Origin of the sequence: Sphingomonas donggukensis (genome assembly GCF_023674425.1) — a bacterium.
In the GTDB taxonomy this organism is placed as follows: domain Bacteria; phylum Pseudomonadota; class Alphaproteobacteria; order Sphingomonadales; family Sphingomonadaceae; genus Sphingomonas; species Sphingomonas donggukensis.
In genome coordinates this window covers 681,643-698,355 of sequence record NZ_CP098401.1, presented here as the reverse complement: position 1 = coordinate 698,355, position 16,713 = coordinate 681,643, and the positions used below count along the sequence as shown (strand labels likewise).

The 16,713-nt window shown below is 67.0% G+C and carries 17 protein-coding genes; 6 read left to right on the top strand and 11 right to left on the bottom strand.

Annotated features, from left to right (window positions below; all coding sequences use genetic code 11):
* The first annotated feature begins 73 nt into the window (after window positions 1-73).
* Window positions 74-601: a hypothetical protein gene (locus M9980_RS03480; protein WP_250753372.1), complete on the top strand. Its 528-nt coding sequence runs from the start codon at window positions 74-76 to the stop codon at window positions 599-601.
* Between the two features lie 304 nt (window positions 602-905).
* On the opposite strand, the gene M9980_RS03475 is transcribed toward M9980_RS03480, so the two are convergent.
* From M9980_RS03475 to M9980_RS03465, 3 genes are all read right to left on the bottom strand, one after another.
* Window positions 906-2,732, bottom strand: a complete 1,827-nt coding sequence (locus M9980_RS03475; protein ID WP_250753371.1) for a M2 family metallopeptidase — start codon at window positions 2,730-2,732, stop codon at window positions 906-908.
* Window positions 2,733-2,794: 62 nt separating this feature from the next.
* Window positions 2,795-3,565: an alpha/beta fold hydrolase gene (locus M9980_RS03470; RefSeq protein ID WP_250753369.1), complete on the bottom strand. Its 771-nt coding sequence runs from the start codon at window positions 3,563-3,565 to the stop codon at window positions 2,795-2,797.
* Window positions 3,546-3,989 carry a GFA family protein gene (locus M9980_RS03465; RefSeq protein WP_250753366.1) on the bottom strand — a complete coding sequence of 148 codons (444 nt, stop codon included), beginning with the start codon at window positions 3,987-3,989 and terminating at the stop codon, window positions 3,546-3,548. The genes M9980_RS03470 and M9980_RS03465 overlap by 20 nt, the downstream gene beginning before the upstream one ends.
* A gap of 83 nt (window positions 3,990-4,072) precedes the next feature.
* On the opposite strand from M9980_RS03465, the gene M9980_RS03460 reads away from it, so the two are divergent.
* The 4 genes from M9980_RS03460 to M9980_RS03445 are packed head-to-tail and all read left to right on the top strand — an operon-like array spanning window position 4,073 to window position 8,435.
* Window positions 4,073-4,531: a MarR family winged helix-turn-helix transcriptional regulator gene (locus M9980_RS03460; protein ID WP_250753364.1), complete on the top strand. Its 459-nt coding sequence runs from the start codon at window positions 4,073-4,075 to the stop codon at window positions 4,529-4,531.
* Window positions 4,524-5,597, top strand: a complete 1,074-nt coding sequence (locus tag M9980_RS03455) for an HlyD family secretion protein (protein WP_250753336.1) — start codon at window positions 4,524-4,526, stop codon at window positions 5,595-5,597. Before M9980_RS03460 ends, M9980_RS03455 begins: the two co-directional genes overlap by 8 nt.
* A gap of 2 nt (window positions 5,598-5,599) precedes the next feature.
* Window positions 5,600-7,198, top strand: coding sequence for a DHA2 family efflux MFS transporter permease subunit (locus M9980_RS03450; RefSeq protein WP_340689110.1), 1,599 nt, complete (start codon window positions 5,600-5,602; stop codon window positions 7,196-7,198).
* Window positions 7,199-7,247: 49 nt separating this feature from the next.
* Window positions 7,248-8,435 (top strand): acetyl-CoA C-acyltransferase, encoded by a 1,188-nt coding sequence (locus tag M9980_RS03445; RefSeq protein ID WP_250753334.1) that lies wholly within the window; start codon window positions 7,248-7,250, stop codon window positions 8,433-8,435.
* A gap of 166 nt (window positions 8,436-8,601) precedes the next feature.
* Here M9980_RS03445 and M9980_RS03440 read toward each other — a convergent pair whose 3' ends face one another.
* Entirely contained in the window at window positions 8,602-9,072 is a 471-nt protein-coding gene (locus M9980_RS03440; RefSeq protein ID WP_250753332.1) for a GNAT family N-acetyltransferase, read from the bottom strand.
* On the bottom strand, window positions 9,069-9,557 hold the full coding sequence (locus tag M9980_RS03435; protein ID WP_250753329.1) for an SH3 domain-containing protein: 489 nt from the start codon (window positions 9,555-9,557) through the stop codon (window positions 9,069-9,071). The genes M9980_RS03440 and M9980_RS03435 overlap by 4 nt, the downstream gene beginning before the upstream one ends.
* A 97-nt stretch (window positions 9,558-9,654) precedes the next feature.
* On the opposite strand from M9980_RS03435, the gene M9980_RS03430 reads away from it, so the two are divergent.
* On the top strand, window positions 9,655-10,653 hold the full coding sequence (locus M9980_RS03430; RefSeq protein WP_250753327.1) for a 2-hydroxyacid dehydrogenase: 999 nt from the start codon (window positions 9,655-9,657) through the stop codon (window positions 10,651-10,653).
* A 19-nt stretch (window positions 10,654-10,672) separates the two neighbouring features.
* Here the strand turns inward: M9980_RS03430 and M9980_RS03425 are convergent, their stop codons facing one another.
* The 6 genes from M9980_RS03425 to M9980_RS03400 form a co-directional block, all read right to left on the bottom strand.
* Window positions 10,673-10,939, bottom strand: coding sequence for a PilZ domain-containing protein (locus M9980_RS03425; RefSeq protein ID WP_250753326.1), 267 nt, complete (start codon window positions 10,937-10,939; stop codon window positions 10,673-10,675).
* A gap of 147 nt (window positions 10,940-11,086) precedes the next feature.
* The gene (locus tag M9980_RS03420; protein ID WP_250753325.1) at window positions 11,087-11,356 is read right to left on the bottom strand and encodes a hypothetical protein; all 270 of its coding nucleotides are present in this window, start codon (window positions 11,354-11,356) and stop codon (window positions 11,087-11,089) included.
* A 117-nt stretch (window positions 11,357-11,473) separates the two neighbouring features.
* Window positions 11,474-12,877 (bottom strand): NAD(P)H-dependent flavin oxidoreductase, encoded by a 1,404-nt coding sequence (locus tag M9980_RS03415; RefSeq protein ID WP_250753324.1) that lies wholly within the window; start codon window positions 12,875-12,877, stop codon window positions 11,474-11,476.
* A gap of 70 nt (window positions 12,878-12,947) precedes the next feature.
* Window positions 12,948-14,090, bottom strand: a complete 1,143-nt coding sequence (locus M9980_RS03410; protein WP_250753323.1) for a glycosyltransferase — start codon at window positions 14,088-14,090, stop codon at window positions 12,948-12,950.
* Window positions 14,087-16,078, bottom strand: coding sequence for a potassium transporter Kup (locus M9980_RS03405; RefSeq protein ID WP_422921381.1), 1,992 nt, complete (start codon window positions 16,076-16,078; stop codon window positions 14,087-14,089). The genes M9980_RS03410 and M9980_RS03405 overlap by 4 nt, the downstream gene beginning before the upstream one ends.
* A gap of 55 nt (window positions 16,079-16,133) precedes the next feature.
* Window positions 16,134-16,622, bottom strand: a complete 489-nt coding sequence (locus M9980_RS03400) for an Lrp/AsnC family transcriptional regulator (protein ID WP_250753322.1) — start codon at window positions 16,620-16,622, stop codon at window positions 16,134-16,136.
* Between the last annotated feature and the right edge of the window lie 91 nt (window positions 16,623-16,713).

Here is a 16,713-nt window from a genome sequence, read left to right as displayed (position 1 = left end):
CTGATTGCGGGCGCGGCGGAACCCTTTCGCACGCCAGACGATTTGCTTGCGAAACGAATTTTCGATTCGGAGCATGACGATGGCCCAGCCGCCCAAGACGCCGACCCCGACGCCGCCCCGCCGCAAGGCCGCAACGACCCAGCGCAAATCGTCGCGCGCGACCCCGCCCAAGGCGGAGGGTGCAACGGCTCCGGCGGCGCCCGCTACGGCAAAGCCCGCGGCAACGAAGCCCGCGACGGCGCGCAAGGCTCCGGCCAAGCGCACGACGGCGGCGAAGAAGCCCGCGACCCGTGCCGCGGCGCCGAAGCGCGCGGCGCCCACGACCGCGCATTCGCTGAAGGCGACCGCGACCACCGCGCGGCGCTCGGTAGCGCAGCGCACGACCAACGCCGCCAAGGCCGTCGCCGATTCCGCGCCCGCCAAGCTGGTCAGCGACACCCGTGAGAAGATGGGCGACCGCAATTTCTTCACCGCGATCCTCGCCGGCGCCGCCGCGATCGGCGCAGCGATCGGCGGCATCCTCTACGCAGTCCGCGACGGCAATCCGGATGCGCCGGGAAAGGCGGGCGGACCGGATACGGCGTCGGAGCGCAAAGACTGATCGTTCAGGGGCGCCTGCTCCACCTTCAAGGTGCTCCCGCGGAGGCGGGAACCTAGTGCCCCAAACGTCACCGCCTGCGACCCTGGGCTCCCGCCTTCGCGGGAACACGGGGGGCGCTCTAGCAGGGGCGCCACTCGCGCTGCGTTCTTGCAGTAATGGCCGAGACAATAGCGCCCCGGCCGCCCTTGCTCCCGCGCAGGCGGGAGCCCAGAGCCCCATACGTCACCGCTCGCGACACGGCCCCCAAACCTACGCGGGCGCACGAGCGGCCAAGGGGCGAGCCGCACGCTCGCCCCCTGCACCCTCACCAGCCCTGCGGCTTGCCCTTGTTCTGCTGGTCGAGCCACGTCTTCAGCGGCGCGAAATATTCGACCAGCGCCTTGCCCGACATCTCGCGCGTGCCGGTGAACGCCTGCAGCGCATCCGGCCACGGCTTGGACTGGCCCATCTTCAGCATGGCATCCAGCTTCGCGCCGACCGCCTTGTTGCCGTAGAACGAGCAGCGGTGGAGCGGCCCCTTCCAGCCGGCCTGCTTGCACGCCGCCTGATAGAACTGGAACTGCAGCAGACGCGCCAGGAAATAGCGCGTGTAGGGCACGCCCGCCGGAATGTGGTATTTCGCGCCCGGATCGAACTTCGTCTCGTCGCGCGCGACCGGCGGCACCACGCCCTGATATTGCAGGCGCAGCGCGTTCCAGCCGGCCTCGTAATTCTCTGGCTTGATGCTGCCGTCGAAGACGCGCCAGCGCCACTTGTCCATCAGCAGGCCGAACGGCAGGAACGCGACCTTGTCCATCGCCTGCCGCAACAGCAGCCCGATATCCTTGTCCGCGCTCGGCACCTTCGCCTTGTCGAGCAGGCCGATCTGCACGAGGTAATCGGGCGTGATCGACAGCGCGACGAAATCGCCGATGGCTTCGTGGAAGCCGTCGTTGGCGCCGTTCAGATACAGATACGGCTGCGTATTGTACGCGCGCTGATAGTAATTGTGGCCGAGTTCGTGGTGGATGGTGACGAAATCGTCGCCGTTCACCTTGATGCACATCTTGATGCGCAGATCATCCTTGTTATCGACGTCCCAGGCCGAGGCATGGCACACGACTTCGCGGTCGGCAGGCTTGGTGAACTGGCTGCGCTCCCAGAAGCTCGTCGGCAGCGGCGCCATGCCGAGCGACGAGTAGAAGCCCTCGCCCGCCTTCACCATCTTGCGCGCGTCATAGCCCTTGGCGGTCAGCAGGTCGCCGGTGTCGAAGCCCAAGTCGCCCGCCCCCTTGGGCGCGACGATGTCGTAGATGTTGCCCCATTCCTGCGCCCACATGTTGCCGAGCAGGTCGGCGCGGATCGGACCGGTTTTCGCCTGAACGGCGTCACCGTACTTCTCGTTGAGCTTCCAGCGGGTGTAGGTGTGGAGCGCGAGGTAGAGCGGCTCGACCTCCTTCCAGAGCTTGTCGGTCAGCGCGGCGAATTCGGCGGGCGGCATGTCGTAGCCCGAACGCCACATCGCGCCGACGTCGCTGTAGCCCAGCTCGACCGCGCCCTTGTTGGCGATGCCGGCCATCGTCGCATAGTCCTTGCGCATCGGCGCGCCGACATTGTCGTGCCAGCTGACCCACATCTCCTTCAGCTTGGCGGGGTCGCGAGTGGTGCCCATCGCCGCTTCGATATCGCTGCCGTTGATTGGCTTGCCGTCGAGCGTGCCCTTGCCCTTGCCGTAGAGCGAGGTCATCCGCGTCGATGCCTCGGCGAGCGCAGTCGAAGCGCCGGCGGTCGTCGGTGCGGGCAGCGTGATCGATCCGCGCAGCAGGTCGAGCTTGCGCTTCGTGTCGGGCGACAGGCCCGGCGCCTTCTGGAACTTCGCGGCGTCCAGCGCATAGCGGACCTGCAGATCGGTCAGCTCCGCCGAATCCTTGGCGACAAGCGCGTCGGTGTCGTCGGTGATGTAGGTCGCGTTGACCCACTGGATGCGCGCCGAATCGACCCCGCGCACGGCCATGTATTTCTCGACGTCGGCGACGAACTTGTCGGCGTCGGCAGCGGTCGGCGCTGCGGTTTGCCTGGCGGTCTGGGCCGCGGCGGGCGACGCGGCGAGCGCGCACGCGAGCGCCGCGAGCGAGAGACGGTTGCGGATCATGGAGTTTTCCTCGGGAAAGCGAACTGTGATGACACCGAGACTGCGCTCGCCCCCGCCCCCGGTCAAGCCGCGAGAAAGTCCGCGATCGCGCGGCCAAGCTCGGGCTTCACCACCGCGCTCATGTGGTTGCCCGGCGTCTCGACATAGCGGGCATCGGGCAGCGCCTCCGCCAGCGCCGCGGCCGAGCCGTTGTCGTCGTCGTCCACGCCGTTGACGACCAGCGCCGGCTGAACGAACCCGCGCACCGTGTCGAGCGGCGTGTCGACGAACGTGTCGAGGATGCCGAGCAACGCGACCGGATCGCCGCCGGTCGTTTTCAAAAACGCCTCTGCCATCCACGCGCCCGATCCGCGTTCGTGCTGGCCGAGGTTGGTGAGGACATGCCGGAAATGCCCCGCCCGGCGCCCGGTATCCACAAGCCCGTCGAGCCCCATGCCAGAAAAGACGATCCGCCGCGGCGTCGCGCCCGTCGCCAGCATCCGCGACACCGTCCGCGCGCCGAGCGAATAGCCGCCCAGATCATAGTCGGTCAGCCCCAGATGCGCGACGAGCGCGTGGCCGTCGCGGGTCAGCGCGTCGGGCGGGTACGCGGCGGGATCGTGCGGGCGGGCGCTCGCGCCGTGCGCGCGCAAATCGGGCATGAGGACGCGGAAGCCCTTGGCGGCGATCACCGCGGCGTGGCCGTATTTGATCCAGTTGGTGTCGGCGTCGCTGAAATAGCCGTGGATCAGGACGACTGCTCGACCTTCTCCCATCTCGTAATAGGCCAGCCGCTCGCCGTCGAAACTCTCGAAGAATTGCGCGGGCGACGATTCAGTCGGGGAGCTTGCCACAGGCCTTCATCCACCTTTCGACGACATTGGGATTCTCGTCGCTTCGCATAGCGGGCAGGTCGCGCACGTCCAGCCAAGCTTCGTGCCAGCTTTCGACCGCATAATTGTGACGCGGCACGAAACGCGCGGGCTCATCGGAACTCGCCACCGTCAGGTCCATCGTGTCGCTGTCGGGAAATTCGAAGGTCAGCGTGGTCCCGCACGTGGCGCAATGTCCGCGCCGCGCGATCGGGGAAGACTCGAAATAATCGGGCGACGTCTGCCAGCAGACATCGGCCTGCTTCATGCCCTTGAACGCCAGCGAGACGTTGCCGCTGATGCGCTGGCACATGCGGCAGTGGCACAGGTAGGCGTCGTCGTCTGCCACGGTCGCCGTATAGCGTTTGGCGCCGCAGAAACACCCGCCGGTCATCGTGTCAGCCATCGTCCACCTCCTGCAATGACGATTGCACGACGCGCATGTTGGTTCCGCTGGCTATCCATAAGCATGCTTATTATATGCAGCGCATGACCGACAGCCTTGGCTTCCTCATCAGCGACGTCTCGCGCCTCATGCGGCGCCGTTTCGACGAGCGTGCGCGCCGCGTCGGCGCCACCCGCGCCCAGTGGAAGACGCTCGTCACCCTGTCCCGCCACGAGGGCATCAATCAGGGCGGGCTCGCCGAGTTGCTGGAAGTCGAGCCGATCACCCTGTGCCGCATGATCGACCGGCTGGAGGAATCGAAGCTGGTCGAGCGCCGCCGCGATCCCGCCGATCGCCGCGCGTGGCAGATCTTCCTGACGGAAGATGCGAAGCCGGTGCTCGAGAAACTGCGCAGCTATGCCGATGAGATGTTCGAGGCCGCCTTCGACGGCATCGACGCCGCGGGCCGCGCGCAACTCTTCGCCTCGCTCGAGCGTATCCGCGAAAACCTGCTCACCCCCGACACCACCCCCCATCTTGCCAACGAGACCGCGCATGGCTGACGCCGACCCCCGCATCGATACCGCGACCGCCGATCCGATCGTGGTCGAGACTGCCGCTGGAAAGAAGCCACGCCGCTGGCTTCGCCCGCTGCTGATGTTCGGCGTCCCCCTCATCATCATCGCGATGGCCGGCTATTTCTGGGCGACGTCGGGCCGGTTCGTGTCGACCGACAACGCGTATGTCTCTCAGGACAAGGTGTCGGTCGCGAGCGACGTCGCCGGACGGATCGTCGCGGTGAACGTGAAGGAAAACCAGATCGTACGCGCCGGCGACCTGCTGTTCCGCATCGATCCCGACCCCTATCGGATCGCCGTCGCCCAGGCGAATGCGCAGATCGCGGGCGCGCAGGTCGCGGTGCAGACGCTTCAGACCAGCTACCAGGGCACGGGTGCCGACATCGTCGCAGCGCGCGACCAGATCGCCGCTGCGCAGGAGGATTACGCGCGTCAGGCCGAGCTGATGAAGCGTGGCTTCACGACGCGCGCACGCCTTCAGCAGTCGCAGCATGGCCTTCAGCAGGCCCGCGCCGCGCTCCAGAGTGCAGAGGCGTCCGCTGCCGAGGCGCGCGCGAAGCTCGCGACCGGTTCCGCCGTCCCCGGACAGAACCCGCAGATCGCCGCCGCGCAGGTGGCGCGATCGAAGGCGCAGCTCGACCTGTCGCGCACCGAAGTCCGCGCGCCGGTCGGCGGCCAGATCAGCCAGGCCGATCGTCTGCAGGTCGGGCAGATGATGGTCAGCGGCCTGCCCGCGGTCACCATCGTCGCCGACAGTCGGTCTTGGGTGGAAGCGAATTTCAAGGAAACCGACCTGAACAAGATGCGCGTTGGGCAAGCCGCCGAGGTCAGCTTCGACGCTTATCCCGGGCTGCATCTGAAGGGGCACGTCGCCTCGATCGGCGCCGGCACCGGCAGCGAGTTCTCGGTCCTTCCCGCCCAGAACGCCAACGGCAACTGGGTGAAGGTGACCCAGCGCGTGCCGGTCCGCATCGCCATCGACGAGAAGAGCCCGCGCCAGCTGATCGCCGGCCTGAGCGCCGACGTGCGCGTAGACATCCGGGGGAACTGAGCGTGGCGAGCGCCGCCACGGCCCGCGGCGGTCCGCCCGCTGCGACGGCTGCCGTCCCGCACTCAGGCGTCGCGGCACTTGCAACCACCAACCGCCCGCTGCTCACGATCGGCGTCATGCTGGCGACGATCATGCAGATCCTCGACAGCACGATCGCGAACGTCGCGCTTCCGCACATGCAGACGGCGCTTGGCGCGACCGCGGATACCGTCACTTGGGTGCTGACGAGCTACATCGTCGCATCGGCCATCGCGATCCCGATCACCGGTTGGCTCGCCGACCGTATCGGCAGCCGAAACCTGTTCCTGTGGTCGGTCGCGGGGTTCGTCGTATCCTCGGCGCTGTGCGGGCTGTCGGCAAATTTGACCCAGATGGTGATCTTCCGCGTACTTCAGGGCGTCAGCGCGGCCTTCATGAATCCGCTCAGCCAGACGGTGATGCTCGACATCAATCCGCCCGAACGTCAGGGCAAGGCGATGGCGATCTGGGGCATGGGCATCATGGTCGGCCCGATCCTGGGGCCGGTCATCGGTGGCTGGCTGACCGAGAGCTACAACTGGCGCTGGGTTTTCTACGTGAACCTGCCGCTCGGCGTGTTCTGTTTCGCGGTGCTGTGGGCGCTGCTGCCGTCGCGCAAGATCACCCGCCGCAGCTTCGACCTGATCGGCTTTTCGCTGCTCGCGATCGGTATCGCCGCGCTCCAGCTGATGCTCGATCGGGGGTTGAGCGAGGACTGGTTTTCGTCGACCGAGGTCGTGATCGAGGGGCTGGTCGCGGCCATCGCGCTGTGGATGTTCGTCGTCCACCTGTTCACCGCGAAGAAGCCGATGTTCGACCGCGACCTGTTCAAGAATCGCAATCTGGTTACGGGTCTTGGCTTCATGCTGGTCGTGGGCCTGGTGATGATGGCGACGATGGCACTGTTGCCGCCGATGTTGCAGCGTATCTTCGGCTACCCCGTGCTCGACACTGGCTTGCTGCTGATGCCGCGCGGGCTTGGCGTCGTCGCCAGCATGTTCGTCGCCGCGCAGCTGACCCAGCGCGGGTTCGATCCGCGCATCCTGGTCGGTGTCGGCTTCACCATCGCCGCCTTTTCGCTGTGGGAGATGACGAGCTGGACGATCATGATGGGTGCGAACCAGTTCGTGATCTCCGGCCTGATCCAGGGCATCGGCCTCGGCCTCGTCTTCATGCCGCTGAACGCGATGGCGTTCGCGACGCTGCCGCCGCATTACCGCACCGAGGGATCGTCGCTGATGAACCTGATGCGCAACATCGGCGCGTCGGTCGGCATTTCCGGCGTCACCGCGCTGCTGGCGCGCAACGTCCAGACCAGCCATGCCGACCTGTCGCCGCACATCAATGCGGAGGCGCTGGCGGGCTACGACGTGTCGATGCTCCAGCGATTCGGGGCAGCGGCGGACACGGTGCTGTCGATGCTGGATGCCGAGGTGAACCGACAGGCGGCGATGATTGCCTATCTCGACGATTTCTGGGTGATGGCGATCATCACCGCGGCGTCGGTGCCGCTGGTGTTCTTCCTGAAACGCCCGCCCCGGCCCACTCCCGGCGAAAAGGCGCCGCCGGTCGATCTTCACTGACGCGCCGTTTCCGCATAGGGATGCGCCCAAGCATTTCAGAGGACACCGCATGACCGCCGACCCCATCGTCATCGCCAGCTATGCCCGCACGCCCATGGGCAGTTTCCAGGGCTGCCTTTCCGGCGCGTCGGCGACCGAACTGGGCGCGGCGGCGGTCGGTGCGGCGGTGGAGCGGGCAGGCCTGTCGGGCGACGACATCCAGCGCATCTACATGGGGTGCGTGCTGCCCGCCGGCCTAGGCCAGGCGCCCGCGCGCCAGGCGGCGCTAAAGGCTGGCCTGCCGCAGCATATCGAGGGCACCACCCTCAACAAGATGTGCGGATCGGGCATGCAGGCCGCGATCATGGCAAGCGAGGCATTGGCCGCGGGATCGGTGGACGTCATCGTCGCCGGCGGCATGGAGAGCATGACCAACGCGCCCTATCTGTCGATGCGCCACCGTGCCGGCGCGCGCATCGGGCATGACGTGCTGAAGGATCACATGTACCTCGACGGGCTTGAGGATGCCTATGACCCCGGCAAGCTGATGGGCAGTTTCGCCGAGGATACCGCGCGCGAATACCAGTTCACCCGCGGCGCGATGGACGACTATGCGATCGCCAGCCTGAAACGCGCGCAGAAGGCGCAGACCTCCGGCGCGTTCGATCGCGAGATCGTCCCCGTCGAGATCCAGGGCCGCAAGGGCGCGACGACAGTGGCGCTGGACGAACAGCCGGCGAAGGGCGACGTCGCCAAGATCCCGACGCTGAAACCCGCCTTTTCGAAGGACGGGACGATCACAGCGGCCAATGCCTCGTCGATCAGCGACGGCGCCGCTGCGCTCGTGCTGACGCGGGCGAGCGTCGCCGAGCGGCTGGGCCTGAACCCGGTGGCGCGGATCGTTGCGCACGGTGCCCACGCCCACGCCCCCGCGCTGTTCACGACCGCTCCGGTGTTCGCGATGCGCAAGGCACTGGAGCGCGCCGGCTGGCAGATCGGCGACGTCGACCTGTTCGAAGTGAACGAAGCATTCGCCGCGGTCGCGATGATCGCGATGCACGACCTGTCGATCCCGCACGACGTCATCAACATCCACGGCGGCGCCTGCGCGCTCGGCCATCCGATCGGCGCCAGCGGCGCGCGCATCTTGGCGACGCTGCTGTCGGCGCTCGAGACGACCGGCCAGAAGCGCGGACTCGCGTCGCTGTGCATCGGCGGCGGCGAGGCGACGGCGATGGCGGTGGAACTGCTGAACTAGGGCGGCGCCACTTCCCCCCACTTTGCATGCACCCGTTCGCTTCGAGTAGCGGTCGAGCTCGTCGAGAGGGCGTATCGAGAGGTTTATGCCCTAGGAGAGCCTCTCTCGATACGGGCTCTCGACTTCGCTCGATCGCTACTCGAGATGAACGGGTGAAAGTGACGGACTACAGCGCCCGCGAATAGCAGCGCGTGAACTCATCCGGCACATACTCTCCGAACGCCGGACATTCCGCGAACCCCGCCCGCTCGTACATCGCGCGGGCGGGCGCGAACGCCTCGTTGCCGCCGGTTTCCAGGCTCACCCGGGTCAGCCCCCCGGCCCGCGCCTCGTGCAGCAGATGCGCCAGGATCGCGGCGCCGATGCCGCGACGCAGATACGCAGGCGCGACGCGCATCGACTTGATCTCGCCGTGCCCCGCTTCGATCGTCTTGAGCGCCCCCATGCCGAGCAGCGCGCCGGACGCGCCGCGCACGCTCCAGAACCGCACGTCGGGGCGCTGCAACCCCGTCAGGTCCAGCGCATGGACCTTGCACGCCGGTGAGCTTTGATGCGCGCTCGCCAGATGGAAGCGCAGCAGGTCGATGACATCCGCGCTGTCGAAATCTCCTTCGACGAAGCGCAGGTCGGGCGTCACGACACGTCTTCGCCCGGATCGACGCCCCACAGGTGGATCGCCTCAACGAAGCCCGACCGCCCCTTCACGTCGAACCAGCACCATCCCGCGCTGCACTGGCTGATCCGCCCGATCACGCCGGGCGCCGCGCGGTACTGGACGCGACCGGCGGCGCGCGGCGTATCGCGCAGCGCGACTTCGGCGCCGGCCACCATCGCGGTGCGGCGTTCGGTCAGCAGATTCGCCTGCATCCAGCCCTCGACGCCCGCCGGGTCCTCGACCTTGCGCCATTCCTTGTAGATGCCGATCACCTTCACCGGCAGGCCGGAACGGATGTAGAGCCAGCTGGCGGGATAGTTGCGCCCCGGCCCGGTCCGCATCCGCGCCTGACCGGCGGAGATCGACGCGTAATAGGGCGTCTTGCGCGCCTGGGCGTCTGCGGGCGCATCGGGCACAATCAGCCCCACCGCCGCCATCCCGCACGCCAGCCCCGTCGTCCACCGCATCGCAAAGCCTCCCGTCAACCGCCGCCGTTGCTGTAGCGGCAGCGCGGGCCGCGCTTCAACCGTTGACTGGCCGGGCCTGCCGCTTCAAGTCGGGCGCATGGCCGACCCTGCGCGCCCTGCCCGACCCAAGGTGGTCGTCACCCGCGAGCTGCCCGATGCGGTGATGGACCGGCTAGCGGCGCTGTTCGATGCCGATCTCAATCGTCTCGACACGGTGATGGACCGCGCCGCGCTGACCGCGGCGATGGCAACGTGCGACGTGCTGGTGCCGACCGTCACCGACTCCATCGACGCAGACCTGATCGCGGGTGCGGGCGAGCGGCTGAAGCTGATCGCCAACTATGGCGCGGGGGTAAATCATATCGACCTGCCTGCGGCGCGCGCGCGGCGCATCCTGGTCACCAACACGCCGGGCGTGCTGAGCGAGGATACCGCCGACATGACGATGGCGCTGATCCTGGGCGTGCCGCGGCGGCTGGCGGAGGGGGAAAAGCTGGTGCGGTCGGGCGCGTGGACCGGCTGGTCGCCGGGCGGGATGCTCGGCCACCGCATCGGCGGCAAGGCGCTCGGCATCGTCGGTATGGGCCGCATCGGCAGCGCGGTGGCCCGCCGTGCGCGCGCGTTCGGCCTGACCATCCACTACCACAATCGCCACCGTCTGCCGAAGATGGTGGAGGCCGAGCTGCAGGCCGAATACCACCCCAACCTCGACGAGCTGCTCGGCATGGCCGACATCGTCACGCTGCACACGCCGCGCAATGCCGACAGCGAAAACCTGATCGACGCACGCCGCATCGCGCTGATGAAGCCGACCGCCCACCTCATCAACGCCAGCCGCGGCGGCATCCTCGACGAAGATGCGCTGGTCGCGGCGCTTGAGGGTGGACGGCTCGCCGGTGCCGGCCTCGACGTGTGGAAGCACGAGCCCGCGATCGATCCGCGCCTGCTCGCGCTGCCGAACGTCGTGATGCTGCCGCACATGGGGTCGGCGACCTATGAGGGTCGGCTCGCGATGGGCGAGCGCGTCATCGCCAACATCCGCGCGTGGGTCGACGGCCACCGCCCGCCGGATCAGGTGCTGGAGGGGTGGGCCTAGGCCTCGGGCACGTGCACGGTCAGGACACCAGGTGCAGGGTCATCGCCCGCATCGTCGCGCGTTCGATCGGTTCGTCGAACCGGCAACCCGCCAGACCGTCCCGACACCAAACAACGGTGGCCGAGATCGGCATGCCGCCGGCAAGCCGCAGCCACACCCGCTCGCCCGCATCATGCGGATCGGGGCACGTGATCCGACAACCGTAGATCGACAGATCCAGCAGTTCGGCGTCAACGCTTTCGGCACCCTGACGGCGCACGCTCGCACGCCGCACGATGACCCGCATTCGCGGATCACCTCGACGCTCGACCGTCGCTTGCGCGACACTGCGATACTGCGATGCTCGTGACGCCATGTTTCTCCCCGGTCTTCCGGACAGCATGCCATATCGGGAGCAAATGGCGCGTTAACGCCGCGATGGCTGTCGTGGTTGTCAGTAGCTGCTGGGACGAACCCGCATCCAGTGCGTCCGCGGCACGTCGCCCGCCAGCACCTTCGACTTGAACGCGCGGACGATCGCGGCTGCACCAACTGCATTCATCAATACGACCCGCGTGCCGCCCGACGGCAACGTCTCGATCGCGCTGATATCGGCATCATGCTTCGCGCACATCGCGACCACCTGATCGGTGGAGGCAGCAATGTTGACCGCACGCGAGATCTTCGGCGGTGACGACGTTGATGACGTAGTGTCTAGAGTCATGACTTTGCTCCGGTCTTGAGCGGGAGCAACGGCACTCTCGGTCGCGGGCTGCTCGGTTCGATGCGCCGCGATTTAGTTCATATGGGATCCTCGGTTCGCTTTCGCAACGATCCTCGTTCAATCGCCAGTCAGGATGCGATCGACCAGCTGCTTCACGGTCGGCACGAAGCCGTTCGAATAGAACGGGTCCTTCTTGAAATTATACGCGCCGTGGCCCGCAAACATCAGGTTCTGGTCGATCGGGCCGCCGTGGGCGATGTCCTGCAGCGTCTTCTGGATGCAGAAGCTACGCGGGTCGGCGAGGCGTCCCGTCGAGTTGGTGTCGGTATCCGCCCAGGACGAGAATGCGCACTGGCTGAGGCAGCCCATGCAGTCGGCCTGGTCCTTGCGGATCACGCCCTTTTCCTCGGGCGTGACGAAGACCAGCGTGTTGTCCGGCGTCTTCAGCGCATCGGTGTAGCCGAGGCCATACCATTCGCGGGCGCGCATCAGGTCGCCCAGCGTCACCCAGAAATTTCTGCCCTTTACACCCACGTCGAGCTGGTGGGTATGGTCGCCCGCCTCCTGCGTCGAAAACGCGATCTGGCGTTCCGACCGCGCTTCCAACTCGCGCAGGAACGGGTTGCGGACGGCGCTCGAATAGAAGCCGGTCGGCGAGAAACGGTGCAGCAGCACCTCCCCCGGCTCGATATCCATCAGCTTGGCCTTCCACCCCTCGGGGATCGGGCTTTCCTGCGTCAGCAGTGGGCGGGTGCCGAACTGGAAGGCGATCTTGCCAAGCTCGGGATTGTCGATCCACTCGTCCCAGTCGCGCAGGAACCAAACGCCGCCCGCCATCACGATCGGCACATCGTCGGAAATCCCGCCGGCACGCATCGTCTCTCGCAGCACTTTCACGCGGGGGTACGGGTCCTGCGGTGCCAGCGGGTCTTCGGCATTGGACAGGCCGTTGTGGCCGCCGGCCAGCCACGGATCTTCGTACACCACCGCCGCCAGCCACTCCGCGGCCTTCGAATACGCCCGCTTCCACAGCGCGCTGAACGCGCGACCCGAGCTGACGATCGGCAGGTAGCTGACGCCGTAGGACGCGGTGATCTCAGAGAGCTTGTACGGCATGCCCGCGCCGCAGGTGACGCCCGCGACCAGGCCCTTGGTCCGCTCCAGCACGCCGTGCAGGATGCGTTGGGCGCCGCCCATTTCCCACAGGACGTTGATGTTGATCGCGCCCTTGCCGCCGGCGATGTCCCAAGCGCGCTTGACTTGCTGGACGGCGCCCTCGATCGCGTATTCCACGAGCTCTTCATGGCGCTCGCGGCGGGTCAGCGCCTTGTACACCTGCGGGATGATCTTGCCTTCGGGATCGTAGCTGTCGGCGTTCACCGCCGACACGGTGCCGATGCCGCCGGCTGCGGCCCAGGCGCCCGCCGAGGCATGATTGGTCGCCGCCACGCCCTTGCCACCTTCGACGAGCGGCCAGACTTCGCGGCCGCCATAGACAATCGGGGTCAGGCCCTTGAACACATCGCCTCCAAATTCGCGCGTTTCGCCGCTGTTAGGCCGCAATCGCGCCGAACGCGAGCCTTAAGTCTTTTCAGCCCGCCAGCGCACCCGGTCTGCGCATCGCGCCCTCGTACAACGCACGATAGGCGGCAATCATCGCACTTTCGTCGAACTCGGTACGCGCGCGCACCTGGTTCTGATGACCGACATAGGCGCGCTGCTCGGCGCTTTCGGCCAGCCATTTCATGCGATCGCGCAGCGTGACTTCGTAGCGGTCGGCGGTCAGGAACGGCCGGTTTGCCTCGCTGACCATCAGCGGCACGTCGCCGACCGGCGGCGACACCACCGGCAGCCCCGCGGCCATCGCCTCCATCACCACGATCGGCTGCTGTTCGGACCGCGACGACAGCGCGAAGATGTCGAACAGGCCCATGAAGCGCGCGGGGTCGTGGAGGAAGCCGGGCATCACAACCTGGTCCTCCATGAACATGCCCTCGACCTGATCGGCGATGGCCTGCCGCTCCGGCCCCTCGCCGACGATGACCAGCCGCACCTTGCCCGGCACCCCGCCGACTGCGCGGACCAGCAGCGGCAAATCCTTCACCGCGCGCAAGCCCGCGACGGTTCCGATGACGACTTCCCCCTTGCGCCGCGCGAAGCCGGGGATCGCGCGCGGATTGGGCTTGGCGGCGTAGCGCATCGTCGGGATGCCGTTGGAGATACGGTGGACCCGCCTCTCGGGCTGTTTCCACACGCGCCGCGCGATATCTTCCAAGGCGTGGCTCGGCACCACCAGCGCGTGCGCGGCGGGCAGTGCGAAGCGGCGGTAGAAGTTGCGCTTGCGACTGAGCCGCACCGCTTCGTCCGAGTTGAACCCGTCCTCGTGATGGACCAGCGGCGGCGTGCCCTTGCCGAACACGCGCTTGGCCATCACTCCGTCGATCGCGCCCCAATTGTACGTCAGCACCAGGTCGAACCGCCGCATGTATTTCGCGATCGCCTCGTACCGCGCAACCGATGGCCCGCCGGTCAATGGCGGCGGGTTCTGCGCGATCTCGTAGCGTATGCCCGCGGCGATCGCATCGCGCGCGCCGAGCTGGTCGGGCATGGCAGAGACGATCGTGTGCCGCGCAGCCGCACCGAACGCATTCATCAGCCGCACTGCCCGCGCCTCCTTGCCCCCCAGTGAGAAGCTGGAGTGGAGGTGAAGGATGTGGATGGGTGGCCGGCTCAAATCTCGACCTGGCTCCCCAGCTCGACCACCCGGTTGGTCGGCAGGCGGAAGAATTCCATTGCGCTTTCGGCGTTGCGCAGCATCCACGCGAACAGCTTTTCGCGCCAGATCGCCATGCCCGGCTTGTCGGACGTCAGCAGCGTCTGGCGCGCCAGGAAGAAGCTGGTCTCCATCATCTTGAATTCACCGGAGCAATTCTTCGCCAGCGCCAGCGCGGCGGGAACGTCCGGCTCCTGCATGAAGCCGAACTTCAGCACCATGCGGTGGAATCCCTGGCCCAGGTCGTCCTGCTTGATCCGCATCTCGTCCTGCACGAACGGTACGTCGGCGATCTTCACGGTCAGCAGGATGACGCGTTCGTGGATCACCTTGTTGTGTTTCAGATTGTGGAGCAGCGCATGGGGCACACCGTCGGCAGCGGACGTCATGAACACCGCGGTCCCGGGCACCCGCGCGGCGGAATTGGCGGCGGAGCGGATGAACACCGCGATCGGCATCGCCGCCTCGCGCAGCCGCTCGATCATCAGCGCGCGCCCCTTTGCCCAGGTCGTCAGCATGATGAAGATGACGATGCCGACCAGCAGCGGGAACCACCCGCCGTCGGGCACCTTCGTCAGGTTCGACGCGAAATACAGGCCATCGATCAGCACGAACAGCCCGACGAACCCTGCGACCAGCCACAGCGGCCAGTTCCACACGCGGCGGAACAGCACGCCCATCATGCACGTCGTGATGAACATCGTGCCGGTCACCGCGATCCCGTAGGCGGCGGCGAGGTTCGACGATTCGCGGAAGCCGAGGATCAGCAGCAGCACCATCGTCATCAGCGCCCAGTTGATGACCGGGATGTAGATCTGACCGGCTTCGGACGCCGACGTGTGGTCGATGCGGATGCGCGGCATCAGGCCCAGCTGCACCGCCTGCTGCACCACCGAATAGGCGCCGGTGATGACCGCCTGGCTGGCGATGACGGTTGCCATCGTGGCGAGGATGACGAGTGGCAGGCGGAACTGCTCCGACGCCATCAGGAAGAACGGGTTGGAAGCAGCGGCGGGATTGTCGAGCAGCAGCGCGCCCTGCCCCAGATAATTGAGCATCAACGCCGGCAGCACCGGCACCGCCCAGGCGAGCTGGATCGGGCGGCGACCGAAGTGCCCCATGTCGGCGTACAGCGCCTCCGCCCCCGTCACGCACAATACGACCGATCCGAGCGCCAGGAACGCCAGCGTCCCGTCGTTCATCGCAAAGCGCACTGCCCAGATCGGGTTCAGCGCCATCAGCACGTCGGGCCGCGCGGCGATGTTGATGACGCCCAATACCGACAGCACGATGAAATAGGTCAGCATGATCGGGCCGAACAGCTTGCCGACCCGCGCGGTGCCGACCGACTGGATGTAGAACAGCCCGACCAGGATCGCGATCGAGATCGGCAGCACCCAGCCGTCGAAGCCGGCCTGCACCGTCGACAGCCCCTCGACCGCGGACAGCACCGATATCGCCGGCGTAATCATGCAGTCGCCGAAGAACAGCGCGGTCGCCAGCACGCCCAGGATCACCAGGCTCGCACCCCAGCGCCCGCCGCCCGACTTGCGCTGGATCAGCGCCAGCAGCGACAGCGACCCGCCCTCTCCGTTATTGTCCGCGCGCAGGATCATCAGCACGTATTTCAACGTGACGATCAGCATCAGCGACCAGAACATCAGGCTGACGACGCCGAGCACATGTAGCTGGTCGACGGTCAGCGGATGGTGGCCGACGAACACTTCCTTCATCGCGTACAGCGGCGACGTGCCGATATCGCCATAGACGACGCCGATCGCACCGAGCGCGAGCTTGGCCAGTCCCTGCTTGGCATGGGAATGGCCGGGCACGTCGCTGTCGGTGGTGGCTGCGTCGTTCGGGAGCGCGGTGCTCACCGGTCGGTCTTCCGGACCGGCGTGCCGGCGATGGCGGTCATGGTCACGACCCTCGGGTGCCCCTGTTGGCATGGAGCGGCGCGCCTAGCACTCCGCCCCGCCCCCCGCAACGGGGATGCACATGCGTTCAGGTTGCAGGTGTCCCGGCATGGCCGAAGATCGCCTCCGCCTCTCCCCGGGTCGGAACCTCGCGCAGGACGAAACTGCTGCTGATCGTCACCACGCCGGGCAGCCGCCCGAGGTGCTCGCGGTGGATACGCTCATAATCGTCGAGGTCGCGGCAGACGACCTGCAGGCGGTAATCCTGGTTGCCCGACACCAGCGCGCAGTGGATGATCCCGTCGATCGCGCCCACCGCACGCTCGAACGTCGCCAAATCTTCCTCGGCCTGTGTGCCGAGTGTGATGTCGACGATTGCGGTCACCTTGAACCCCAGCGCGCGCCGTCCGAGTCGCGCCGCATAGCCGCGGATCGCGCCGCCTGCCTCCAGCGCCTGAATGCGGCGCGTGCAGGCCGATTGCGACAGACCGACCCGCCCTGCGATCTGGCTGACCGAGGTGCGGGCGTCGCCGGCGATGACCTTCAGGATGGCGGTGTCGATTCGATCGATTTGCATGATTTACACGGTTAGCAGCGCTCTGACGCCAGTTCCATGCGTGAACGCCGCGATCTGCCCGTCAATTTGCAGGGATTGCCCGGCGGAATGG